Raw genomic sequence first — 23,523 nt, forward strand, 5'->3', positions numbered from 1 at the left:
TATTTATTAACTCATTTCGATTTCGGGGGTTAAATAACCCCCTTTCTATTATGTATTAAATTTAAGCATTTTATACATTATAACCTAATATGCTTCAATGCTTTTTTCCTTAACTAAATGGCATTGATATGGCAATACATAATATACTCGTTAAAGTATTTTTTAAAAGAAAAAAAGTTTATCTCTTTTGGAGAACTCATACTGATAGCCAGAAATATTAAGTAACTTTTCAATGATTTCCTGTTTCTTTTTTTATCTGGTACTTTATTTTCTTTAAAAAGCCACCTCCCCCCTTTTTGAATAAGGGAAGTTTTCTCGTAAATGAGTCACTTGATCATAAAATCCAGAATTATCTAAGATTTCCTTAAAAAATTCCCCGTTATTCCGGAGCGAGTCTAATTGTAATTCCATGTTTTGATTTTGTGATAAAACTCGTTTGAGAAATCCTCAAATATTTTTATAATCTCTAAAGTTATATGGTCAATATCAATGTTATTTAAAGCACAAAATCGATATGTTTCGTTTTCATATCCATTAAATTTCTGTATCAGATTATCAAACAAATTACCCCAAATAAGGAATTGAGGCTCTTCTTCTTTATAGTACACACCTATAGTCCCACCTATACTACTCTCATCTATTTTTATTCGTCCGATTGTAATAAAATTATCCTTTTCTTTATTTAATGAAAAAACCCATTCTTGTTTTCTAAAGTCAATAGGATAACCTACTCCCTTAAGAGTCTTTTCGATAATACTCTTTTTTTCATTTTTATCAGGGAGTTTATTAAAGTCATAAAATCGTTTTCCGTTCTTATAATAAGGGTACCTTTCTTTTAAATAAACAACCCTGTCATAAAAATTTATATTATTAAGAATTTCTTTAAAAAAGTCCTGATTATTCCGGAGCGAGTCTAATTGTAATTCCATATGATTTTGCAATATTTTTATACGTTTCCAAATCACTAAATGACGAATTAGACATAGGAATTTCTAAAATCATTTCTCCACTTATTTGCCTACTGCCCAATTGAGGAAGTCGATTAAATGTACCTGCACTAATTGTCTTTGGAGAGGCGTATTTTGTTTTCATTTCAGAAAGATAAGACTTAATGTTGTTATGTCAATATCTATCAACTCTGTGGCTTTTCTAGATACAATAGCAACCCCAGTTGTATAAGAATCTAACCTTTTCCGATTCTCTAATGTAATTTCATTAAATAAATAGGCTAGCTCCACTAACCGAGGTACCGGTAATATATGTACTTATCTTTCCGGAAAGTTTTTATTTCAATCTACGCATAATCAATTTGCTGCTACAATTCTGACAAGATCACCAATACATTTGATACATTACCCCAAAGCATTTCTGCATTGTTAAACTTTTTATTCACTTGGGATAACTGTTCGGAAAAAAACTTTTGATGTATCAGTTATAAATACATCAATTGGGCTTTTATCATTAAAATCGTATAGTTCAATATGAAGTTTATTTTTGAGTAGAGACTTCAACATGGGTATACTGGTGTCAACTACTTTCTCATCCTCGAATGGAAATAGGTCTATATGGTCAAAATGAATTAAAATAAGATTAGACCAGGAAAAATTATTTATTGAGATAACTACAGGCTCAATGTAATGAGAGTCCCAAAATAGCTTGGCACCATAAATAGATAAGGGTTCAACGCCTTCCGTTCTTAAATAGACTGAATCAACTCGGTGCTTATTCATAATCGGGTCCCTTAAGATTACAATTCTTTCAATTTTTGTTTTTGAAAAGGTAATTTTATCCTGTTTTTCATAACAGGATAAAATACTAAAAAGTATAAGAATTATCAATATCCTATACTTTTGAATTTTTTTCTCCATTCTGATTGGATTTTTGGATTATTCACTAAGCTCTCTAAAAGTGTATTTACTCTCTTTCTAACACACTCCTTATTAAAACTAGAACATTTATCGTATGTAAAATGTTGAACTTGCTTATGATAAATAAACAAATGTGCAACAATTCCAGGAACTGTAGTATCTCCTTGATTATCCAAGCCGTCTATTACATGTAAGGTTTCATGGAAAATAATATTTTTTACATCTCCGGGCCTTCTTAAAAATTCATTTATTCTTTCATTCGGAATTGTTGTGATATAAAAATTATTGTATAGGTCTACATCTATACGGGCGCTGACTTCTATCTCGCAACCCCCGCTGGTAATCTTCAGGCGGTATTCACCGGAGTACTCGAAAATGACACCGGAAATCTGTACAATACGGGTGTTAGCACGGGTGAGATGAAGTTTTTTTCCACCCCTTAACTCATCTTCACCTTTCCATGTTTAAAAAGAAAGCAACCCGAAGGTTGCCTTAATTTTTATTCTGGTCATCAAAATCAACCTATATAAGAGGTTAGCAACTCCTTTGTACATTACATCCCTTTTTTCGTTTATATAGCGTTTGATTACATTTAAAGTGTATTCTATATTCTCTTTACTAAAGGCCAAAACATCATTCATTTTTTCATCAAAATGATGCAATCCAATCTCTGTATTATCGACTTCTAATTTGTAATGTAGTATCCCTCGCTCACAACATATTTTAAATTCAATTTTTTTGTATAAAATCCATATTGCAAAGAAACCAAATTTGTTTTTTTGCATATCAATATCTGTTTTCTTTGTAACTATAAATTCTGAAAATTTTTCAGCTATCAAATTAATTAAATAGCTAAAGGCTTTTTCCCATCTCGGAAGTTATAAGTATTGTTTACCATATTACTTTCCATAAACTATTTCCTAAATCAATAACTTCGTAAGATAATTAACCTCTCTAAGGAAAAAGCCATCAGCACTTACTGGATTATGTGAAAAATAAAACTCTTTGTTCAGTATCTTTTGATCATCTCAAAACTTTTTGTTAATCTTCCACATTCGTCCAAATTATTACCTACTAAAGCCATTGCTTCATTCCATTTATTATCTCCCATGTCAGAATAGCAATGATCTGCTCCTGCTCGATTTATAGAACTGGTTGCCGCTCCACCATTATATTTCCCAAGCATTACTTTCGATTTACTTCCTTGCTTTGTTGCTAGTGCAGCATAATTATCTATTTCCTGTAAAATAGATCTACCCGCGCTCCTAACAACCTTAAACTTCTCAATAACTTTCCGCCAGTTTGCTTGTACCATTTCCGGCATCCTTGCAAACTTGGCAAATTTAGGGTTTTAAAGTATTTCTGCATATAGCTTTTTGCCTATTGGTTTCAGAGTAGAAGCTGTCACTTTAAGTGCTCCGTCTATCACTATATTTCCAGCCAGTACCCTGGCAAATTTCGAAGCAAACTTGTTCTTCATTGCAGGTATAACAGAACGCCCACGCTTCTGCAAAGCTGGTTGTTATCCATTGTCCCCTATTACTAGCAATGAATTGCCCGGCTGCAGTCTGACCCAAAGTTGTCTACCGGCAGCCACTCCTAATGCAACTGTTGCCGGAGCAGCAGCTACAGTACCCATAATTCCTACAAAACCATAGGCCATCATGTCTACCAATTCAGAACCGAGGCCTGCACCTGCTTCCAGATCTACACACTCGTAAGTACAGGTTCCGTTTGAATTTGGGCTAACACATTTGACCGAGGTACCGGTAAGCAGGGCGGTACCGCCGCTGACCACAGGACTGTTGGAAGTGACTTTGATATCATCGGGGATAGCCGATACAATGGTGAGGGGCTTTTCATCGCTTCCTCAGTTGTTGTCGTTTTTAATACAACGGAGCTTGACGGTCTGGAGCAAATAATATGAAGCGTTGTTTTTGCTTTTTGTGTATTCAAATTTAATCAATTTGCTGCTACATTTCGACAAGAATACCAACACGTTTGATACACGTGCGAGCCATTTATTTTATTCTGCCTTTTAAAGCTTCAAAAATAAAGAAAGCAACCCGAAGGTTACCTTATTATTTTTATGCCTGTCATCAAAATCAACCTCTCAAGCCATACTGAGGGGTTATCAACCCCTTTGCTACATTACTTGACTCTTCATAGTCCTCCGTAAAGCTCTTTCAAATGTATTTTACTGGTATCAAAAAATTCTACTTTACTTTTGCCATATTTTGTTGTATAAGTACTAAAAATATTATTTTTAATAATATATGTTTTGAGATATCGTCTTACAGAATCCAGTGAGACATCAAAACTATTTACAAATGGATCATTCCAAATAAAAGGTTTATTAGCACCATTATAGACTGCATTTACAAACACTAAATTATCTGATAAAACCAGGCTTTGGGATTTGAATTTTAACGTATCCCTAAAATCGACAACTACTTTTTCAATTTTGGTATTGTTAACAGGCTCTAATATTCTCAATCTGACAGAATCAACATCATAGCTGTTTCTTGATGGGTAATATGAAACATAAATCTCATCAATTAGTACTTTAATGTTGCTCTCTTTAGTATAACATGAGCAACAAATAAAAAACAATGTAATGAATGAATAGTAAACTTTCACTATAATCCCAAGTTTAAAGCTTTAAATTAAGGAATTGATCCCTTAAAGGCACTTATTTAGTGGATAAATGCCAAATTTAAATCAACTCCTTTGTCTGTCCAAAGGCCACACCCACGTCTTTACGCTTTAAAGAGCGAGTTAATAAGTAGTATTTCATAAATCTCCCAGAAAATCCTGCTCTTTTATCTCTATCCCGGTGATCTTCTCCTTTTTTATGGCTTTCATTAAACGTTCGGAGATAAAGAACTCTGTGGAAAATTGAAAGTATGGGATATAGAATAAATCTATGTGTTTAGAATTTTCTTTCAGAACTATTTTATACATATCAATTGAAACATTGTGTTTACTATAATAGCCCAAGGAGTCTTTTAACGACTTTAGCTTAACCAGATTTCCGTTGGTCTCTTTGAATATTGAATTTTCAAAATCTACAAATCGTTCTGCGTGTTCGCTAAGCGGATGAAACCAAAAATATTCTCTAAAAAACACTCCGGTTTTTACTTGTCCCTCATAAAAGCGATGCTCCATAAGGTTAAACTGCTCCAATAAAGCCTTAAATTTAGGACTCACCAGCATACCATTCGCTACCATATTAGGTATACCAACCCAATCAGATAACTTCCCCTTTTCACTTAACTCGAATTTGATTCTGGGCTCAAAGTCAGGAAATCTATCATTCTTTAAGTTTCCATGGTATTCGGGTAAAACTTCCAATTGATTCATTCTGGGAATCCCTTCAACAAAATTTAAATCGAACAACTCTTTTGTCTGTCCAAAGGCCACACCCACATCTTTGCGTTTTAGAGAACGTGTTAATAAATTATATTTCATAAACTAAATGTTAAATCGTCAACCTTGCCTTTCACTCCCCGTTAAACACCAGTTCCTGCATCTGCCGGCTGTTTTTTATAGCGGCATTTCCCCAGGTATTGTTGAAATAAATGAACATCTTTTTTATACCCTGTTCAAGCTGCTTAAGCAGATTCTGCAGGGCCTCTTCAGGGTATTCTGATGTATACAGAACCGGTTTCCCGTGGAAGCGGTAGTAGGCGGAAGGGTTGTTGACGACAAGCGCTTCCGGGATATCACCCGGTAGCTTTGCCCGCAAAAAATGATTTTGCTTTGCCGGAAACGTTCGAAAATCTCCGGCTGCCACCAGCTCTTGTGCCGAAATTCGACTGCATTGCTGAAACGGTTATCCAGCTTTTCGCAGATGAGCTGCAGGTGTTCAGGAGTGTAGTGGAAGGAGGGGGGCAGCTGGAACAAAATATTGCCCAGCTTCTTCTGCAGGCCCGCAGAGATCAATTGATAAAATGCGGCCATCTCTTCCCCGCTTACCCCGAACCTGCTGATATGAGTGATGCTTTTGGGGGCTTTGATCCGCTAAGTTATTGATACATTCCCGTATTTCCCTTTCCGGTGACCGGTTATTGCGTTTTCACGCGGATTCGGAAAAGGGCAAGTAAAATTATTCCCGCTCTGCATAAAAATGGTAACGGTCTTACCGGATGCCGGCAGCCGCTTTTAAACAGAAACAGGGTGTAATCCGTACGGGAAACACGAAAAAAACGTTATAGTATAAATGGGCATTGCTGTTGCCTGACTTTCGTTATTTTTAGTATGCCGGAGGGGCCGTCCATAGTTATTCTTAAAGAAGAGGCTGAAATTTTTACAGAAATGCTTAAAAAATCTTCTGCCCCGAAAACTGCATGGCTTCGCCCTTACCGAAGCCGTAGCTGATGCCCAGGGTTACAAAACGCCCCTGCCGCCGGCGACTGTAGAGCTCAAAATCAGGCTGATGCATGACGGTTTCGAAGAACCGGGAAGCGAAGACATCGCGTATGCTCAGGTTAACGATAGCCCGGCCTTTAAACAGCTTGTTCCGGGCGCCCAGGTCCATATAGGCAGCTTGGGTCACATAGCCCTGTATGGTGCGGTAGCCCGAGCGGTAATTCCCGGTCAGCTCCAGGTCAAACCCGGCGGGCAGCTTTAGTTTGGAGGTGAGCCGGCTGGTGAACTGGTCCGCACTGAATTCGTAGACCGTGCTTTCGTAGGCGCCGTTCCGGGTAAAGTAATTGTAATTCAGGTCGGTGCTGAGCGATAAGCGGTTCCCGGGAGCGTATTTGGCATTCAGCTCCAGTCCGTTGGCTTTTCGCGTGCCGATATTGGCGGGGAGGGTGGTCCGGATATTGTTTTCCACCGTGGAAATGTCTTCTATGGCATCGGTAGTGTACCGGTGATAGGCGCCCAGGTTAATGCTGACGGCAGAAAAATCGTAGATTCCCGTAATTTCATAGGAGTCGGTATATTCCGGGGTAAGCAGGGGGTTCCCCATCTCGATGTTATAGTTGTTCTGAATGCTGAAGAAGGGGTTAAGCTCCCACAGCCCCGGCCGGTAGATCCGCCGGGAGTAGCCCGCCTGTAAAGAAAGCTTCGATGTAAACTTATAGGAGGTGTGCGCACTCGGGAACAGGTTAAGATACCTTTGACGGCTGGTTTCCCCGGTATTTTCAAGCCGGGTGTCCAGGAAGGTATTCTCTGCCCTCAGGCCCAGCTTTATCCCGGCTTTTTTGCCTTCATAGGCTCCCGTGGCGTAAGCGGCCAGTACGTCGAGGTCCATAACGAAAATATTAGCCAGGTGGGTGTCGGTCACCCAGCTATCGTCCTGCCGGTTTTGTACGGCAAAATCACTGGAAAGGTCGTTGAGCTGGTACTGGGCTCCGGTTTCCAGGGTCCACTCTTTGGAGAAAGGTTTAGTGTAATCGGCTTTGAAAATATATTCTGCTTCGCCGTAATCCGTGTGTGATTTCTGGTCGGTAAATGACGCTACGCCTTGTGAAAGCCGGTGTGTAAAATCAGAATACTGGTCTTTTGCAAAAAAGTTTCCCGTGGAAGAGATCAGCAGCTTGTGCTTCTCATCATCTTCAAAGCTTTTCTGGTACTGTGCGTCGTACTGCCATTTGGGGTTATCGGCCCGGGTAGATTCGTTTCGGGTCCAGCCGGATTGCGTCACGCCGGCATTTCTGAGCAAAAAGTGATTGTCAGAAGTCTGGGTTTCTTTCTCAAAGCCGAACAGCCCGGATACGGAGATCAGGTTAAGCTTGTTCAGGTTGTAATCGGCCCCCAGCACCAGGTTATAAAACTGCTCGTTCATCTTGCTGCTTCCCGAACTTTCCACCTCAGAATCTCCGCTGGTATTAACCGACCGGTACCCGGCCGGGAAGGTACGGTATCCCACGCCGATCTGGCTGAATAAATTCAGCTTCGGGGTACGCCGGTTCAGGCTGAACCCCAGGCTGTGGTTATTGGGTATGCCGCCGTTCAGGGTAACCGAGCCGTTTACCCCGTTTTTATCTTCTTTTTTCAGGACAATATTAATGATCCCTGAGGTACCCTCTGCTTCGTATTTGGCCGAAGGGTTGGTGATGACTTCTATGCGGTCTATCATATCGGCGGTAATGGAACCGAGCGCATTGCCGCCTTCGGAGGCCATCACAGAGGGTTTGCCGTTAATGAGGATGCGTACCCCCTGGCTGCCCCGGAGGCTGATCTGTCCCTGGATATTGACCGTTACAGAAGGCACATTATTCAATACCTCCAGTGCGCTGGCACCGGTGCTGCTGAGGTCCTGGCCTACGTTAAAGACCCGTTTGTCGAGGTGAAACTCGGTTTGGGAGCGCTGCCCCCGTACATTCACCTCTGCCAGGGTTTGGGCATTCTGCTCCAGCAGTATTTCACCGAGGAGGATCTGCCCGTTCACCGCTTCCGGTAGCTTTATTTCCCGGGTTACAAAGCCGATAAAGCTGATTTCTATTAAAAACGGAGCCTGGGGAACCGTCACTTCGAACTCCCCGGTATCTGTGGCAGACGTTCCTGATATGATCGTATTATCCCGGTCTTTTAGAATTAAAGTGGCATATTCCACGGGGGCTTTGCCGGTACTTTCCAGCACTTTCCCTTTGACCGTTATATCTTTATTCTGACCTGAAGCAGGAGTGGATATGGCTAACAGAACGTATGCTGTAAGTACTGTAAGGATAAGCCAGACGGGTGTTCCGGCGGTTTGAGACGTATTCATAGGTACAAAAATAACACGAAACCAGGCATTTTGCCAAAAGAGATAGCTGCATTATTTATAATTAGTCTAAACTATTTTACTTTCCAACCGCCGGACTTCTGCTGAATTTCCCATAACCTGCAATACGTACCCTGCCTGCCCAGCAGTTCACCGTGCGTGCCTCTTTCCATGATCTGTCCGTTATCCAGTACAATAATCTGCTGAGCGTTTTGTATGGTGGCCAGCTTATGGGCAATCACCACCACGGTTTTGGATTTCACCAGCTCCTGGATGGCCTTCTGGATGTATATTTCATTTTCAGGGTCGAGGCTGGCGGTGGCTTCGTCCAGTAAAACAATGGGTGCATCTTTCAGGAGGGCTCTGGCAATACTGATGCGCTGCTTCTGTCCGCCGGAGAGCTTGCTGCCGCCTTCGCCCACTAACGTATCCATGCCATCCGGAAATTCCTGCACGAAATCCGGCACCTGGGCTTTGGCCGCGGCTTCCTGTATCTCTTCCCGGGTGGCATCGGGCTTCCCGATCCTGATGTTGTTATAAATGGTGTCGTCAAAAAGGTAGACCTCCTGGAAAACCTCGCTGATCAGCCGGTAAAACTTGTCCTGGTTGATGTGCCGGATATCCGTTCCGCCTATCCGGATGCTGCCTTCGTTCACATCCCAGAAGCGGGCAATGAGCGAGGCGATGGTGGTCTTGCCCGAGCCGGAATGGCCTACCAGCGCCAGCATGGATTTTTCGGGGATGGTAAAATCCAGGTGCTGAACCGTGGGCTTATCCAGGTACCCGAAGCTTACATTTTCAAATACGATATCATAGCTTTGCGGGAGCTCATCCCGGTCGGTTTCCATGGTGGGTTCTTCCAGCACGCCGATCACCCGGTTCAGGCTTTCGTTCATGTAGCGCAGCATCAGGTAATCTACCATCAGCACTTTCAGCGGGTTATACAGGTTGTAGCCCATGATCAGGAAAGTGATCAGCACCGGAACGGTGATGCTGTTTCCGCTCAGGTAGTACAATCCCAGCGCTACCATGCCCAGGAAGCATACCTCGAAAATGATGGTGGTGGTCACTACGATCGGCCCGGGCAGGGCTTCCATCCGGATGCTCTTTTTGCGGAGGTCATCAAAAGCGGCTTCCAGCGCCTGGTGCCTCTGGCCGGTGAGCCCGTACGACTTCAGGTGACGGATGCCCTGTACATATTCCAGGAATCTGGCTCCCACGTCATTGCGGGCAGCGATCTGCTTCTTAAAAAGCCGGCTGCCCAGGTAATCGGCCAGCCACAGGAACGGGTAGATCAGCGGAACCGCCACCAGCAGGCAAAGAGCCAGCCGCCAGTCATAAACGAGCAGGAAAACCGATAATACCACGGTGCCGAAGACGGCAGCGGCCAGGTTACCCACGCTGTGGCCGAAAATGCTTTCAAAATTAGCCACGTCCTGCAGCACCACCGAGGCGATTTCGCCCGGGTCTTTTTTCTTGAAAAAGCCCAGTGAAAACTTCTGGATGCGGTTGCCCAGCAGGATCCGCAGGCGGGTAGACAGGTCATAAACCCAGATATTGGACCTGACCATGGAGCGCGAAGCAATAAAAAACTGGATGACCAGCATAACGGCCATGAGGCCTGTCACCGACCAGACCCGGGTGATGTTGGGGTGTTCGGAAAACAACTCCCAAATAATCACCAGTAAAATGCCTGATGGCGCGGCCACAAAAAGACTGTGGGCGATTTCTCCTAAGGCTACCTCCCAGGTGCCTTTCCTATTAAACGAAGTAACGTATTTTAAATTCTTTATCATGATATTACAAATTCTTTGGCTCGGATATGTGCATTCCACATGCGCTCATAAAGCGCACTGTTTTGAAGCAGGTCCTGGTGCTTTCCCTGTGCGCTTAGTTTCCCGTGATCAAATAGCAGGATCGTATCGGCTTCGGTGATGGTGCTCAGGCGGTGGGCAATGATCAGCACGGTCTTGTCTTTGATCAGCTCGCTGAAGGCCTGCTGTATCCGGTACTCGTTTTCCGGGTCGGCAAAGGCGGTGGCCTCGTCGAGGATCAGGATGGGGGCGTCTTTCAGGATGGCCCGGGCCAGCTGAAAGCGCTGCTGCTCACCACCGCTCAGGTGCACGCCCGACTGGCCGAACAGGGTATCGTATCCCCGGGGCAGGCTGAGGATCAGCTCGTGTATCTGCGCTGCTTTCGCCGCATTTTCCACCTCTTCCCGGCTTTTGTCCATGCCCATACGGATGTTTTCAAACATAGTCTGCTGGAACATGAAACTGTCCTGGAAAACAAAAGACACCATCTGCATCAACTGCCCGGGCGGGTAGTCCCGGATGTCTTTCCCGCCAATGGAGATGCTTCCTTCGCTGACGTCCCAGAAGCGGGACAACAGCTGCCCGATGGTGCTTTTGCCTGCACCTGAAGGCCCCACCAGCGCGGTGATGGTTTTCTCCGGTATTTCAAAGCTGACGTTATGCAGCACCCGGTTCTGATCCTGGTAGGCGAACGACACATCGGCAAACCGGATACCGTAGCTTTCCGGGTTTTGCGGGGTGGTGCTTTCCGGCAGATCTTCCTGGTGAAGCAGGCCGTCAATCTGTTCCACACCCCGGTTGATGATAGAAAGCTGCATCCCCATATTGCTCAGCACAAACAGCGGTTTGATATAGCCCGTCCCGAGGATCAGGAACAGTAGGAGAGTGGCCAGGGTAACCCCGTTCTGAAAATACAGGTACAGCCCCAGGGCCAGCACGGGCAGCATGGCATTGCTGGTAAAGCTCATAAAGATGGCAAAACCCGGCGTACTGATCTTCACCCAGTCGGCTACAAAGCTGTTAAAACGCTTCACGGCATTCCCGTATTTCTCAAATGTTTCGGCCGATTGCCCGAAGATCTTCATGACCGGCATGGCCCGCACGTATTCTACGATACCGGCATTCATGTCTTCCAGCGACCGGTGGTAATTCTGTATCTGTTCCCGGTTTTTTCCGCCATACATTTTGGGGATCAGAACCGCCAGCACCAGCAGGGGCACGAAGCTGATGGCTGCCAGCCGCCAATCCTGGGAAAACAGGTAGATAATGGTGATCAGCGGCAGCGTTACCCCTTTCACAAAGTCGGGGATCTGGTGGGCAATGAAATTCTCGATACGCTCCACATCATCGGAAAGGATCTTCTTGAGGGCTCCGGAATTACGGTTGGTCAGGTAACCCATGGGCATTTTTCCTACTTTGTCGGTAATGTATCTCCGCAGCTCAAAAAGAATGTTGAAGGCGGCGATATGGGATAAAATTCCCGACAGGAACAGCACCAGCATACTCACCACGGCAGCAATAACCGCCCGGATAATATAGGTACGGATGAGCTCAAAATCTACGGTTTGGGTAGTGAGCTCCCGGATAATATAAAATACCAGCACATAGGGCACCAGGCTCAGGAGGGCGTGAATAACCGCCAACAGTCCGGAGGCCAGCAGCAGCCCTTTCTTCCTTCCCGCTATTTCGAGCAGGCGTGCAATGCCCGTTTTTCGTTTACTCATGGATAAATCAAAGTTTATTAAGAATAATTCTAAATAATTTTTAAATTTGGGCAAATATAGGAAAGCGGATGATGCCGGCAGGTGCGTTAGCGGGAGTATAATGTCCGCAAAACGGATTATTTGAAACAGAGAAGGCAAAACAGATGCTTACCCAGGACATGAGCATCGGGGAAGTGGCCCATATTTGAGGATATAAAAACCCGCGCCATTTTTCGGCCGCGTTTAAAGAAAATTCGGTGTGCTGCCGAACCGGATCAGGCGCTGAATGAACAAACTAATTCGTATGCCAAAAGTAACTCCCGATTTATTTGAAGTGCTGAACGACCCCAAAGTGGAAGCCGTTCTGACCCGACTCTATAAAGATGCCGTAAAGCAGATCAATTCCGTTATCTGGCACCTCCTGCCCAAGGCATTTCAGCTCTTCGGCAAGGGCATCCATTGGAAAACGGAAAAGAACGTCCGCTTTTACGATGACAAATACATTCCTGTCGTTCCCCAGCAGGGCACGTTCCTGTATATGCAGGCCCGGGCCCTGAACGCTAAAAATATTTTAGAATTCGGTACATCATACGGTATCTCTACCCTGTACCTGGCCAAGGCGGCCAAAGACAATGGGGGGAAAGTCATCACTACCGAATACCTGCCACATAAGGTGGCCGCAGCGAGGCAGAATTTTGAAGACGCCGGGCTGTCGGAGTACATTGAGCTCCGGGAAGGCGATGCCCTGGAAACCTTGAAAAGCATCGATACTGAAATAGATTTTGTACTTCTGGACGGCTGGCCTGACCTGGTTTACCCGGTTTTCAAACTGATAGAACCCCGGTTGAAAAAAGGGGCAGTAATAGCCGTAGATGATGTGAAAGAATACAAACCCTCCATGCAGGATTACCTGGATTATGTGCGAAATCCTGAAAACGGGTATATTTCCACCACCATTTATCCCAATAAAGGCACGGAGTTCACCGTAAAAGTAAAATGAAACGTACGCCCCGGGCAGCGCAATTGTTGAAAGAATGGCTTAAGAAATAATACCAGGGCAGATCAGTCGCATTTCCCGTCAGGGGTGCAGACCTGCCCTTCAATTACTTCTAATTGGGGTTCAGGATGGTCTTTCTGCCATTCGGAAAATGACTTCTCCAGGGTTTGCAGAAAGAGTTCTGCGGGCTGGGCCCCGGAAACGGCATATTTACGGTTAAATACGAAAAACGGCACACCCGTAACGCCCAGTTGCCGGGCCTCCTGTATGTCCTGGTTTACCCGGTAAGCGTACTCGTCGTCGGTAAAAGCCGCCTGCAGTTCGCTTTCATCCAGGCCGGCTTCTTTGCCCAGCTGAGTCAGGGTGCTTATGTCGGCCACGTTTTTGCTTTCGGTAAAAAAGGCGCGGAACAACCTCTCTTCCATGGCGTCGCCCAGTCCTTTTGTTTTGGCAAACTGGATCAGCCGGTGGGCTTTCATGGAATTAACGGTTACCGAATTATACAAATCGTATTCCAGGCCTACCTCTTTCGCATACCGGGTAACGTTTTCCAGCATTCCTTTTACCTGCTCCGCATCCATTCCCTTGCGTTTAACCAGGTAGTCGAGGTGGGTTTCGGTGGCCGTTTCAGGAGCCGAAGGATCAAGCTGGAAGCTTTTCCAGACAATTTCCACGCGACTGCTGCCGGCAAATTTTTCCAATGCCGCCTCGTACTGGCGTTTGCCGATATAGCAAAACGGGCACATAATGTCACTCCATACTTCCACTTTCATTTTAGGTGCTACCGGTTCCATGTCTTAAAATTTATGGTCATTACTGCTTACATAAATAACACCGGAACAAAGGAAATCATTCAAGTCCTCTTAAAAAGCCTTCCCGGGCAATGATAAGCAGATACCAGCATCCTGATCCGTTCGTTAATAAACATAATATGTATAACTACCCGTATGCCGTTTGAAACGATTGCGTTAATGAATTACAGAAAGTATTTCGGTGCGAGAGAAATACTGAATATTCCTGAATTAAAGCTGAACAGGGGTATTCATTGGATCAGAGGGGAGAACGGGGCAGGGAAGAGCACACTGCTGCGCTCGGTAGCCGGTATCTGCAGCTTTAAAGGTACGATTGTTTTAAACGATACCATTGACCTGGTCAGAAATCCGGTAGAATACAGAAGGAAGGTCAATTTTGCAGAAGCGGAACCGCTTTTCCCGCCTTTCCTGACGGGAAACGACCTGTTTGAGCTTTTTTGCGAGACCAAATCGGCCGACAGACCCCGGGCGGAAGCCCTGACAGAACAGATGAAGATTGACTTCCTGGACGATCCGGTTTCCTCTTATTCCAGCGGGATGTTGAAAAAGCTTTCCCTGGTGCTCGCCTTCACGGGCCAGGCAGAGGTGATACTTCTGGATGAGCCCCTGATTACGCTTGACGGCGCTTCAACGGCTGTGGTGCTGGCATGGATCGAAGAATATTACAGGAGGTACAATACGTCGTTCCTGGTGACATCACACCAGGAAATTCCGCAAAGCTTATATACAAGCCAATGGTTAATGGATAAAAAGACACTGCACCTTCTATGATCAGATCCACCCGTGTCTTGTATAAGCTTTTTGTCAAAAGCTACTACCGGGCCCATGCCAGCCAGATACTCGTCTTCTTTACCCTTTTCGGGGTCTATTTCTTTTTTACCCCGGTATTGAAAGACTCCCTTCTCAGCTTTTCCGAGAAGGTCTATCATAACCTGCTGCTGACCATATCTGTAGTGAGCGAGCCCCTGTTTGCAGGGCTTTTTGCCGTTTTTTTTGTGATCTTCCTGATCCGGGTAAATAAATATATAAAAGAGCTGCTGCCCGATCCGCAATATACTTTTTTGTTCTATAGCATAAATTCCCTGCAAAAAAGCCGGCAATTGCTTTGCTGGGTTTTGGTGAGCCTGGGCATTTCCCTGCCTTTCCTGGTTTTTATTGTTTTTTCAGTGGTGGTCGGCATTGTCAAAGGCTACTACCTTATACCCCTGGTGCTGCTGTGCCTGGCCGGTGTGGGTGTAACCATTAATTCGGTGCTGCTGGTTAACCGGTTAAATTCTCCCCGGCATTTTGATTCTGCCTCATTTTTAAGCAGCTATATTACCGGCTGGAAGAAACCCCTGTTTGCGATGTTCCCGCTCTATGCAGCAGAAAAACTGACGGGTACATTCTTCCTGTCAAAATCACTCAGCTTACTGTTGATTTTTGCCGTTTATTTCCTGTTCCGGGAAGATATGAACAACTACCAGCTTAACGCGGTATGCGGATTACTGGCCGCGGTGTCGAATGCCTACCTTTTGTTTGAAGAAAACAGGTTTAACACTATGTTTTTAAGCTTTTACAGGAACCTGCCCGTTCCGGCCTACCGGGTTTTTCTGCAAATCAGCTTCATGTGGATGCTGCTGCTGCTTCCCGAGATGATCGCCTTCGCCGCCCTGCCGGCTTACCGGGCCCCGTTGTTTTCGGTAGCCCTACTGCTCTTTTTCAGAGCGATTCTGCTGACGGTAACACAAGACTTTAAGCGGTATTTTTATGGGGTTTTACTGCTGTTCCTGGTTCTGTTTATAGCTATCCTGTTTAAGGTATTTGGCCTGCTGGTCATCGTTTGTTTTGCAATTTCCTGTAAATCGGTGTACTCAAACAGGTAAACGTTTCCCGGACACCGGAACTCTCTTGTACAAAACGCTCGCAGTAGTCCTTTATCAGGTATTATGCCAGCCGGAACTCCCGCATTACTTCTTTCTGGTTGCCTGTGACTTTTGCCGGATCAGAGAAGGCAGGGGGGGAAATGTCAACTGCAGCATGCCGTTCCGCAACCGCAGGTTTTAGATTTCTCTGCATAAACCGTGATGCTGAAAATTCCGGTATTTCCTGATTTGAAGCTTTTAAGCTCATCTTCGCTGAGGTAATTTCTTAGAATGTCATCGGGAACGGTGATCGGCTTTTCTTTTTGAAGGGTAATGTTGGAAAAGCCGGCGGTAGTGATCAGCTCCAGGTAGGCGTCTTTCTGAATAGCCCCGGCTACACAGCCTGCATACATTTCGGCGGCACTGCGTAATGCTTCGGGAAGGTGGCCGACCAGGACCACATCTGAAATGCTGAAATGCCCGCCTTGTTTCAGTACCCGGAAAATCTCCCTGAAAACCCGCTCTTTGTCGGGAACAAGATTCAGGACACAATTGCTCACCACCACATCTGCCACACCGTCAGAAACGGGAATATTTTCAATATCGCCCAGCCGGAACTCCACATTCATAAAACCTGCTTTTTGGGTGGCGGTTCTTGATTTGTCGACCATGGCAGGGGTAAAGTCGATACCGATCACCCTGCCGTCTTCCCCGGTTTCATTCCGGGCAATGAAGCAGTCATTACCTGCCCCGCTGCCCAGGTCAATTACCGTATCTCCCCTTTTTATTTTGGCGTATTGAGTGGGTAGCCCACAGCCCAGGCCCAGGTCTGCTTCCGGGTTATAGCCGCCCAGCTCGTTATAGTCTTCGCTCATGATGTTATAGACCTCCGTGCTGCAGCCGCCCGCACCGCAGCAGGAAGACGCATTGGTGTCTTTGTCCTGTAGGGCTATCTGCGCGTACTTTTGTCTTACCATTTCTTTGATGTCATTTTCCATTATTCCTATTGTTTTATTGTAATATTACGATATTTAAAAACCTTAACAACACTCCGGACGGTTGTTTAGCCCTGATATAACAGCTGACAAATAGCTGCTCAGTACCTCAAACGTACTTTCATCTATGCAATAACAGATGGAATTCCCCTCAATATTCCCCTTTATCAGCCCGGCGTTTTTTAATTCTTTCAGGTGCTGGGAAACGGTAGGCTGCGCCAGGGGCAGCTCTTCCACGATATCGCTGCAAATACAGGCATTGACTTTAAGCAAATGCTCGATGATGGCTATCCGGGCGGGGTGGCCCAGGGCTTTGGCGATAGTAGCTACCTGGTTTTGGCGGTCGGTGAAGTGATCTGTTTTAGTGGCTCCCATTGATTTCGTATTTTAATATCGCAATATTACGATAATAATGCTCTGTAGCAAAACATTCCCTGCTTTTTTTTCAAATCGCTCATAATTCAGGTCGTTTTCTGTTTTTCACCGGCTTGATAAACACCTATTGGCAGAATTTGAATACATGCTGAAGAAGAAAAATTATCAACGGAATTTTCGTTATCTTTATAACATGAAACGCCGGATCTTTATACAGCAAACTGCATGGGCAGGAGCGGGGCTGATGTCTGTTCAGTCCTTCACGCAGGCTTTTTCACCAACACATCCTCAAATGGCAAGAATATTTATTACCGGCTCTTCAGACGGGCTGGGCCTGCTGGCGGCAAAATCACTGATAGCACAGGGGCACCGGGTGGTGCTGCATGCCCGCAATGCCGGGCGAAAAGAAGAGACTTTACAAAAGATACAGGGAGCAGAGGCGGTTTTAACGGGTGATTTCTCCAGCCTGGAGGAAACCCAGGCGCTGGCAGAGCAGGTCAACCAATTGGGGCATTTTGACGCCATTATCCATAATGCCGGGGTGTATAAGGCCTCGGCGCAGCAGATTTTTTCAGTCAATGTGCTGGCGCCTTATGTGCTTACCTGCCTGATTCAGAAACCCGAACGACTGATTTACCTGACTTCCGATATGCATGCCGGCGGGCGCCCCAAGCTGGAACATTTCAAAACCGGCATTGAACAGATCAACTATTCAGACAGCAAGCTGCATGTACTGATGCTTTGCAAAGCCGTGGCCCGGAAATGGAAAGAGGTGTATGCCAACGGGGTAAACCCGGGTTGGGTGCCTACAAAAATGGGCGGCGCTAATGCACCGGATGACCTGCAGAAAGGATACGAAACACAAGTATGGCTGGCTGTCAGTAACGATGCAGAGGCCAAAGTGAGCGGTCGCTATTTTTACCATCAGCAGGTAAAAAGCGCTAACCCGGCCGCAGATGATACCTCGCTGCAGGAGAGGTTTATGAAGCTGTGTGAAGAGATTACCGGGGTGAAATTTCCTGAAGACGGTAAGTAGATTCGGTGGGGACCTGAAGCTACCGGATAGGTGAATCCGATCAAATAGTTACCTTCAGACCTCCTCCAAAACCGGTCAGTACCGGCCGGAATTATACCAGCTTAACGATGGGCTGACTTAACCCATTGACCTGATTTTTGATAATGGAATATTTGTCCAGCGTGGAAAGCAGCTTGGTTAAGGTCTTAAAGCCGTAGGTCCTGGAATCAAAAGAAGGCTCTATTTTCCGGATATTTAAACCTACCTGCGATACAAGAGCCTGGTCATCTTCATTGGCCGAAATCTGGAAAGCACGGTCAATAAGATTTAAGTCCAGTTCCGGAAATTTCCGGGAGGGCTCCTCCGGCTGTGGTTTAGCCGTTTCTGTTTTTTGCTTCTCTTGATTTTTAACCCCCTTTTCTTTACCGGCAGCCGGTGCTTTCGGTTTTTTTGTTGTTTTTGAAACCGCCTTTTCTTCTTTTACAACCGTGCTTTCTTCAACGATCAGGTTTTCGGTAAACGTGAAAATCTCGCAGGAGTTTACAAAGGCTATGGGGGTTGTTCTTTTCCCGATTCCCATGACAAACAAACCTTCCTCCCGTATTCTTTTGGCTAAACCGGTATAATCACTGTCGCTTGAAACAATACAGAATCCCTCCATATTTCCCGCATAGAGAATATCCATTGCATCAATAATCAGGGAGCTGTCGGTGGAGTTTTTTCCTGTAGTGTAGGAGAACTTCTGAATAGGGCTGATGGAATATTGATTTATTTTTTCTTTCCAGCTGTTCATTTGGGGGTTGGTCCAATCGCCGTAAACCCGCCGGATGGTGGCTTTCCCGTAGACAGAAACTTCTTCTATGATCTCCTTAATGAGCTTTGCCTGGGCATTATCTCCATCAATTAATACAGCAATATTGAATTTGTTCATTGGGTAAACCGGGATAAAGTGATAAATTCCGAGGCTAAAATAAAAAATCCCCGGTTACTATAACCAGGGATTCTTAAAAAAGATCTCATAAGACTATTGGTCTCAATATCTGCTTCTGTTAGAATACGAATTGTTGCTTCTTTCTCTGGAGCCTCTTTCTTCAGCTTGCTTCACCACGATGGTTCTTCCGTCCAGCTCGCTTTCGTTTAACTCGGCAATAGCTGCAGATGCCTCCGAGTGGTCACCCATTTCCACAAAACCAAAACCTTTTGATTTTCCGGTGTAATTGTCCATAATTACTTTCGCAGAATCAACTGATCCATACGTTTCAAATGCTTCTCTCAGGCCTTCATCGTCCGTGTTGAAGCTCAACTTCGCTACAAAAATGTTCATAATACTAATAAAAAAATAATTGAAAAATCAGAGTAGCTCTATTTGACAGGATTTGAAAATATAATTCAGAAGAAAAATCTTGAAAAGCTATAAACGAAATACTCTATTAACTTCACAAAGGTACAAACAATATTTTACATAAAATACTTTATTCCAATAAATTATCCGGAATACTTTATGTTCATTGATCAACCTGTGTTTTCTTTTCCCGGAATCCGGCCTGCTAATTGATAATCTCTCCCTTATTGTTGGCCAGCCTTTCCCGCCATTTCTGAAGCTCTTCTTCCGGTAGTCTGCTCCATCCGGTGAGTTCGCCGGTAATTCTCAGCGGCTCTGCGCTACGGTAGGAGCGTGTCGGGTTGCCCGGAAATTTTTTATCTGTAACATTCGGGTCATTTTCAAAGCTCCCTGTGGGTTCAACGATATACACCCGTGGGGCTCCCTCGCCTTTGGCCAGTTCTGCGGCCAGTCCTGCATTATTAACCAGGGCAGTAAAATAAATATGGTTCATTTTGAGCCCGGATTTATAATTGGAGCTGCCACCGGCTGTCAGTAAATCGCCCGGTTGCAGATCTGCTTTTGTACCGTGATAAAACAGACCTTTATCAGCAGGGTTGTGCTTAAACAGGGCGGCTGATTCCGAATTCTTCTTTGCCTTTTCTGCATCACCCAAATCTTCGTAGCATCGGGCAATGTTTGCGTATAGTGACGGGAAAGCGCTCTTAACCGTATCATCGTTTATTTTCAATGCATGCTGCAGGGCCGTTTCAAGCCACGCTAATTTACCCGAAACCGTTTCCTGGTGCCGGGCTACATAATGGGCGGCAAGAAATTTCTCCAGGTCGTTGGTTGCTTCCTCCCAGGCCTGCAGAAACAATTGGGCGGCTTCTTCCGGCCGGCCTTTTTCTTCTATATCCATGCCCCGTATGCAGCGTTTAACCACAGGATTAAAGGGTGAAAATTCCATTCTCTGATCTAATCATCGTAAAAAGAAACGGCAATATAGGAAAAAAGAGAGGCATCCGCATTCTTCCGGTTTTCCAGGTTGACCCCCATACCGCTTTCAAAAATGATAACCGGATCGTTTTCCTTCCTGTTTTCAAGCCCTTTTACAAAAACATGATAATTGCTTCCATTGACATTCACTGTTTTTTCCTGTCCGGACATAGCGACAGATAGCATGAAAAATGAAAATTACTCTCATGGATAAATGATCCGGAGGTTCCTGAACCACCCCTCTGAGCCGTTACCTACCCAGAAACCAATACGACCCTGCCTTTGACTACTGAGTTGTTCCACCTGAAGGGCGGGTTCAGATGCGTTATTGATATAGACCTTTACTTCGGGGTAGTTTACGACAATCCGGACATGAAACCAACTGTCTGCCGGGTCAGGCACGGGATTAGCTGCGTTTTCGTATCTTCCGGGGAATTTCTCGCGCAATTTCTCCCAATCGTTTCCGGGCAAGCTTATATACTGAACGGAATGCCCCTTTCGTTCCGGGTTACGGAAGTTGAACGGACGGAAATACACCGCATCAAAAGTAGTATTGTCCCGGCCATGAAAAGCCAGCCCCACGAAACTTTGCCCCGGGATGGCCGTACCCTTCAGCTCGAGTTCAAGGATGCCGTTCGCAAAAGAGGAGTCGTTAAGCCAAAGCACGCCATAATCTTCTTTTTTATTCAAATGAACTTCGCCGTCTGTAAAGGAAGCCTTGCGGTTGAACTCCGTAAAGCGTTCAGCATGTATAGAAACAGTTCCGGCTTCAGACTGAGCCAGCAGCCGCCCGAAGGTTCCGGCCAGGATAAATGAAATCTTAAAAAGTGTTCTCAAAGTTCTTGTTATTTTTAGCGCAAAAGTAAATTCTCCGGAGTGCGTAACGCCGGTCAAACCCGGTTCAAAACCCGGTCAAACTGGATTCTGACATCGTTTATAAAACTATATGAATATTTGTAGCTACTTTTAAAGAGAATTACACCGAAAGAAAACAATTTCAGTTATGCCTTTTTCTGACCAGGCTTACCTGGCACTATGCAGGAAACAGATCGAAAAAAAACTGGCGTTCGGGAACGGCAACGGATACACCCAACGCGACCTCGAAACCCTATCACAGCATATTGAAGAACGAACAGGAGTTGTTTTGAGCTTGTCTACCCTGAAGCGCCTCTGGAAAGACGACTTCAAGCAACGACCTCAGCCGGCTACCCTGAATGCCCTGGCCGCAGTATTGGATTACCGCGACTGGCAGGATTTCAGGCAGCAAAACACTCTCCCGGCCCAACGCTCCGTTTCAAAGAAAACCCTACTGCAGATCGGTGGGCTACTCCTGCTCCTGGCCGTTGCCTCTCTTTTGATCATGCACCTGATGAACCGATCTGCCAGGGATGTAAAAATCAGGGGGCCTGTACGATTTACGGCTCAAAAAACCGTAGTTTCAGGTACCCCGGCCACGGTCATATTCAATTATGACGTATCCGGCGTAAGCGCCGACAGCTTCTTTATTCAGCAATCCTGGAACCCCTCACACCGGGTTCTTATTGACCCTAAGGGAAATATCTATTCGGGCATTTACTACGAATCGGGTTATCACCGGGCGCGGCTGATGGCTAACGACACCGTTCTGGCCATGCAACCCATACACATACTCAGTGAAGGCTGGGAACCCCGGCTCTATTACAATTACCGCGACAGAGAACCCATTCACTTTAAGAAGGAAAATTTTACCGGCCACGGGCGTCTGCACATCAGTAAAGAACTGCTCATCAAAAAGAACGTAGATCTCTCCCGGGCATTCGAGACAAGGATCACCAACAGCCGGGTGTTCGGCTCTTCTTCAGACCATTTTGATTTGGTCTCCCGCATAAAAGTAGACAGCCTGACCGATACGGCCTGCCCCTTTATGCAGATCAATATCGTAACCGAGAAAAATTTTTTCTGGATAAAGCTGCAAAACCGGGGTTGCGAAACAAATGCCGGCTACAAACTGGGCGAAATCATACGCTCAGGTACCAACAATGACCTTTCTCACCTGGGAGTTGACGTATTCCAATGGCAGGAAATACGCGTTCAGGTGAAAAATAAGGAGGCCGAAATAACACTGAACGGGCAGCCACTGGTAACCGAAACTTTCCGGGAGGACTTTGGAGACATTATGGCAATCACTTACATCTTCAGCGGCACCGGGTCTATTGACCACGTCAGGCTGACCGGTAAAAACGGGGAAGTCACTTTTGAAGATAATTTCAATTAGGCGAAAGCCTGCGGGTTAACCACATAGATAACTTAGTTAGGAGCTTACAGTATTAACAACGACCTGTATTATCTTCCCGGTAATCTATCATGACTCCGATTTTACCGGGTGCCTCTAAATTTTATAAGGCCGGTTTGGCTCATTGAGATGCAACATATAACTTGAAGGCTTTAAGCTGGTAGAATTATGAGAACCACTCGGGCAAGAGAGGAAGAGACTACTTCTGTAAATACTTCAGAGCTAAGTCTCCGTCAGATTCGTAATCTTATTCCCCGGAAGCTTTATAAGTATAATTCAGTAACAGACTATTTCCTGAAAGGTCTGGAAGCACATTCGTTATGGTTTTCTTCACCCCTGGACTTTAATGACCCCTTTGATTGCAAGGTCAATCTGTATTATGGCAGGAAGAAGAAAGAAATAGCTCATAACCTTCTAAAAATTCTAACCCCTGAAAGATCTGCCGGGATTCTGGAAGACGAAGACCTCTTGAGAAAATTGCTCTCCAAGCCTCGTGCATTGGAAGATATTCTGAATAAGATCAGTCATTATACTTTCGGGGAAAAATTAGGAGTTTGCTGTTTTTCGGAGCGTAAGGACCATATTTTGATGTGGTCGCATTATGCTGCCAATCATTCGGGGGTATGCCTCCAATTTAATACCGCCAGAAGGGGTATCATTCATGATTCAATACACCAACAAAAGACATCGAAAGAATTGATGCCATTGTCAAGTACAATGGCTTCCCGGAATTGCAGTACTACAGGGCAGAGATGGATAGTAAAGATTATTTATTGAGGATCAGGAAAATATA

At 45.2% G+C, this 23,523-nt stretch carries 25 protein-coding genes and 1 pseudogene; 6 read left to right on the plus strand and 20 right to left on the minus strand.

Features of this window, described 5'->3' with window-relative positions; all coding sequences use genetic code 11:
- Window positions 1–395 precede the first annotated feature (395 nt).
- The 12 genes and pseudogenes from AB2U10_RS12685 to AB2U10_RS12740 form a co-directional block, all read right to left on the minus strand.
- The gene (locus tag AB2U10_RS12685; protein ID WP_367914948.1) at window positions 396–929 is read right to left on the minus strand and encodes a hypothetical protein; all 534 of its coding nucleotides are present in this window, start codon (window positions 927–929) and stop codon (window positions 396–398) included.
- A complete protein-coding gene (locus tag AB2U10_RS12690; RefSeq protein WP_493820569.1) occupies window positions 898–1,092 on the minus strand; it encodes a hypothetical protein in 195 nt (64 codons plus the stop codon). Before AB2U10_RS12690 ends, AB2U10_RS12685 begins: the two co-directional genes overlap by 32 nt.
- Window positions 1,093–1,385: 293 nt before the next feature.
- Complete coding sequence (locus AB2U10_RS12695) at window positions 1,386–1,868, minus strand: hypothetical protein (RefSeq protein WP_367914949.1); 483 nt, start codon at window positions 1,866–1,868, stop codon at window positions 1,386–1,388.
- Between the two features lie 464 nt (window positions 1,869–2,332).
- Window positions 2,333–2,707 carry a hypothetical protein gene (locus AB2U10_RS12700; protein WP_367914950.1) on the minus strand — a complete coding sequence of 125 codons (375 nt, stop codon included), beginning with the start codon at window positions 2,705–2,707 and terminating at the stop codon, window positions 2,333–2,335.
- Between the two features lie 170 nt (window positions 2,708–2,877).
- Window positions 2,878–3,183: a hypothetical protein gene (locus AB2U10_RS12705; RefSeq protein ID WP_367914951.1), complete on the minus strand. Its 306-nt coding sequence runs from the start codon at window positions 3,181–3,183 to the stop codon at window positions 2,878–2,880.
- An 848-nt stretch (window positions 3,184–4,031) separates the two neighbouring features.
- Window positions 4,032–4,508 carry a hypothetical protein gene (locus AB2U10_RS12710; protein WP_367914952.1) on the minus strand — a complete coding sequence of 159 codons (477 nt, stop codon included), beginning with the start codon at window positions 4,506–4,508 and terminating at the stop codon, window positions 4,032–4,034.
- 153 nt (window positions 4,509–4,661) lie between these two features.
- On the minus strand, window positions 4,662–5,339 hold the full coding sequence (locus AB2U10_RS12715) for an Imm43 family immunity protein (RefSeq protein WP_367914953.1): 678 nt from the start codon (window positions 5,337–5,339) through the stop codon (window positions 4,662–4,664).
- Between the two features lie 31 nt (window positions 5,340–5,370).
- Window positions 5,371–5,616, minus strand: a complete 246-nt coding sequence (locus AB2U10_RS12720; protein ID WP_493820571.1) for a DUF72 domain-containing protein — start codon at window positions 5,614–5,616, stop codon at window positions 5,371–5,373.
- A gap of 47 nt (window positions 5,617–5,663) precedes the next feature.
- A pseudogene (locus tag AB2U10_RS12725) lies at window positions 5,664–5,831 on the minus strand (DUF72 domain-containing protein); the annotation flags it as partial.
- Between the two features lie 358 nt (window positions 5,832–6,189).
- Window positions 6,190–8,586: a TonB-dependent receptor gene (locus AB2U10_RS12730; protein ID WP_367914954.1), complete on the minus strand. Its 2,397-nt coding sequence runs from the start codon at window positions 8,584–8,586 to the stop codon at window positions 6,190–6,192.
- 71 nt (window positions 8,587–8,657) lie between these two features.
- The gene (locus AB2U10_RS12735) at window positions 8,658–10,379 is read right to left on the minus strand and encodes an ABC transporter ATP-binding protein (protein WP_367914955.1); all 1,722 of its coding nucleotides are present in this window, start codon (window positions 10,377–10,379) and stop codon (window positions 8,658–8,660) included.
- Window positions 10,376–12,121, minus strand: a complete 1,746-nt coding sequence (locus AB2U10_RS12740) for an ABC transporter ATP-binding protein (RefSeq protein ID WP_367914956.1) — start codon at window positions 12,119–12,121, stop codon at window positions 10,376–10,378. The genes AB2U10_RS12735 and AB2U10_RS12740 overlap by 4 nt, the downstream gene beginning before the upstream one ends.
- Before the next feature lie 265 nt (window positions 12,122–12,386).
- Here AB2U10_RS12740 and AB2U10_RS12745 point away from each other — a divergent pair, with 265 nt between their 5' ends.
- Window positions 12,387–13,100, plus strand: a complete 714-nt coding sequence (locus tag AB2U10_RS12745) for an O-methyltransferase (RefSeq protein ID WP_367914957.1) — start codon at window positions 12,387–12,389, stop codon at window positions 13,098–13,100.
- Between the two features lie 62 nt (window positions 13,101–13,162).
- On the opposite strand, the gene AB2U10_RS12750 is transcribed toward AB2U10_RS12745, so the two are convergent.
- Window positions 13,163–13,891, minus strand: coding sequence for a DsbA family oxidoreductase (locus AB2U10_RS12750; protein ID WP_367914958.1), 729 nt, complete (start codon window positions 13,889–13,891; stop codon window positions 13,163–13,165).
- A gap of 177 nt (window positions 13,892–14,068) precedes the next feature.
- On the opposite strand from AB2U10_RS12750, the gene AB2U10_RS12755 reads away from it, so the two are divergent.
- Window positions 14,069–14,680, plus strand: a complete 612-nt coding sequence (locus AB2U10_RS12755) for an ABC transporter ATP-binding protein (protein WP_367914959.1) — start codon at window positions 14,069–14,071, stop codon at window positions 14,678–14,680.
- A complete protein-coding gene (locus AB2U10_RS12760; protein ID WP_367914960.1) occupies window positions 14,677–15,774 on the plus strand; it encodes a hypothetical protein in 1,098 nt (365 codons plus the stop codon). Before AB2U10_RS12755 ends, AB2U10_RS12760 begins: the two co-directional genes overlap by 4 nt.
- 143 nt (window positions 15,775–15,917) lie before the next feature.
- Here the strand turns inward: AB2U10_RS12760 and AB2U10_RS12765 are convergent, their stop codons facing one another.
- Both AB2U10_RS12765 and AB2U10_RS12770 read right to left on the minus strand, forming a co-directional pair.
- Complete coding sequence (locus tag AB2U10_RS12765) at window positions 15,918–16,751, minus strand: arsenite methyltransferase (protein ID WP_367914961.1); 834 nt, start codon at window positions 16,749–16,751, stop codon at window positions 15,918–15,920.
- A 42-nt stretch (window positions 16,752–16,793) separates the two neighbouring features.
- A complete protein-coding gene (locus AB2U10_RS12770) occupies window positions 16,794–17,123 on the minus strand; it encodes an ArsR/SmtB family transcription factor (RefSeq protein WP_367914962.1) in 330 nt (109 codons plus the stop codon).
- Window positions 17,124–17,415: 292 nt separating this feature from the next.
- Here AB2U10_RS12770 and AB2U10_RS12775 point away from each other — a divergent pair, with 292 nt between their 5' ends.
- Window positions 17,416–18,159 carry an SDR family NAD(P)-dependent oxidoreductase gene (locus tag AB2U10_RS12775; RefSeq protein WP_367914963.1) on the plus strand — a complete coding sequence of 248 codons (744 nt, stop codon included), beginning with the start codon at window positions 17,416–17,418 and terminating at the stop codon, window positions 18,157–18,159.
- 91 nt (window positions 18,160–18,250) lie between these two features.
- Here the strand turns inward: AB2U10_RS12775 and AB2U10_RS12780 are convergent, their stop codons facing one another.
- From AB2U10_RS12780 to AB2U10_RS12800, 5 genes are all read right to left on the minus strand, one after another.
- Window positions 18,251–19,069, minus strand: coding sequence for an NYN domain-containing protein (locus AB2U10_RS12780; protein WP_367914964.1), 819 nt, complete (start codon window positions 19,067–19,069; stop codon window positions 18,251–18,253).
- Window positions 19,070–19,171: 102 nt separating this feature from the next.
- Window positions 19,172–19,462 (minus strand): RNA-binding regulator, encoded by a 291-nt coding sequence (gene rbp, locus AB2U10_RS12785; RefSeq protein WP_367914965.1) that lies wholly within the window; start codon window positions 19,460–19,462, stop codon window positions 19,172–19,174.
- Between the two features lie 223 nt (window positions 19,463–19,685).
- A complete protein-coding gene (gene arr / locus AB2U10_RS12790; protein ID WP_493820591.1) occupies window positions 19,686–20,090 on the minus strand; it encodes an NAD(+)--rifampin ADP-ribosyltransferase in 405 nt (134 codons plus the stop codon).
- A 347-nt stretch (window positions 20,091–20,437) separates the two neighbouring features.
- On the minus strand, window positions 20,438–20,644 hold the full coding sequence (locus AB2U10_RS12795; protein ID WP_367914967.1) for a hypothetical protein: 207 nt from the start codon (window positions 20,642–20,644) through the stop codon (window positions 20,438–20,440).
- Window positions 20,645–20,662: 18 nt separating this feature from the next.
- Window positions 20,663–21,295: a 3-keto-alpha-glucoside-1,2-lyase-like domain-containing protein gene (locus tag AB2U10_RS12800; RefSeq protein WP_367914968.1), complete on the minus strand. Its 633-nt coding sequence runs from the start codon at window positions 21,293–21,295 to the stop codon at window positions 20,663–20,665.
- Between the two features lie 166 nt (window positions 21,296–21,461).
- Here AB2U10_RS12800 and AB2U10_RS12805 point away from each other — a divergent pair, with 166 nt between their 5' ends.
- Both AB2U10_RS12805 and AB2U10_RS12810 read left to right on the plus strand, forming a co-directional pair.
- Window positions 21,462–22,712, plus strand: a complete 1,251-nt coding sequence (locus AB2U10_RS12805) for a hypothetical protein (RefSeq protein WP_367914969.1) — start codon at window positions 21,462–21,464, stop codon at window positions 22,710–22,712.
- Window positions 22,713–22,898: 186 nt separating this feature from the next.
- Window positions 22,899–23,507, plus strand: coding sequence for a DUF2971 domain-containing protein (locus AB2U10_RS12810; RefSeq protein ID WP_367914970.1), 609 nt, complete (start codon window positions 22,899–22,901; stop codon window positions 23,505–23,507).
- Window positions 23,508–23,523: the final 16 nt, after the last annotated feature.

Origin of the sequence: Leadbetterella sp. DM7 (genome assembly GCF_040829825.2) — a bacterium.
Classification (GTDB): Bacteria; Bacteroidota; Bacteroidia; order Cytophagales; family Spirosomataceae; genus Leadbetterella.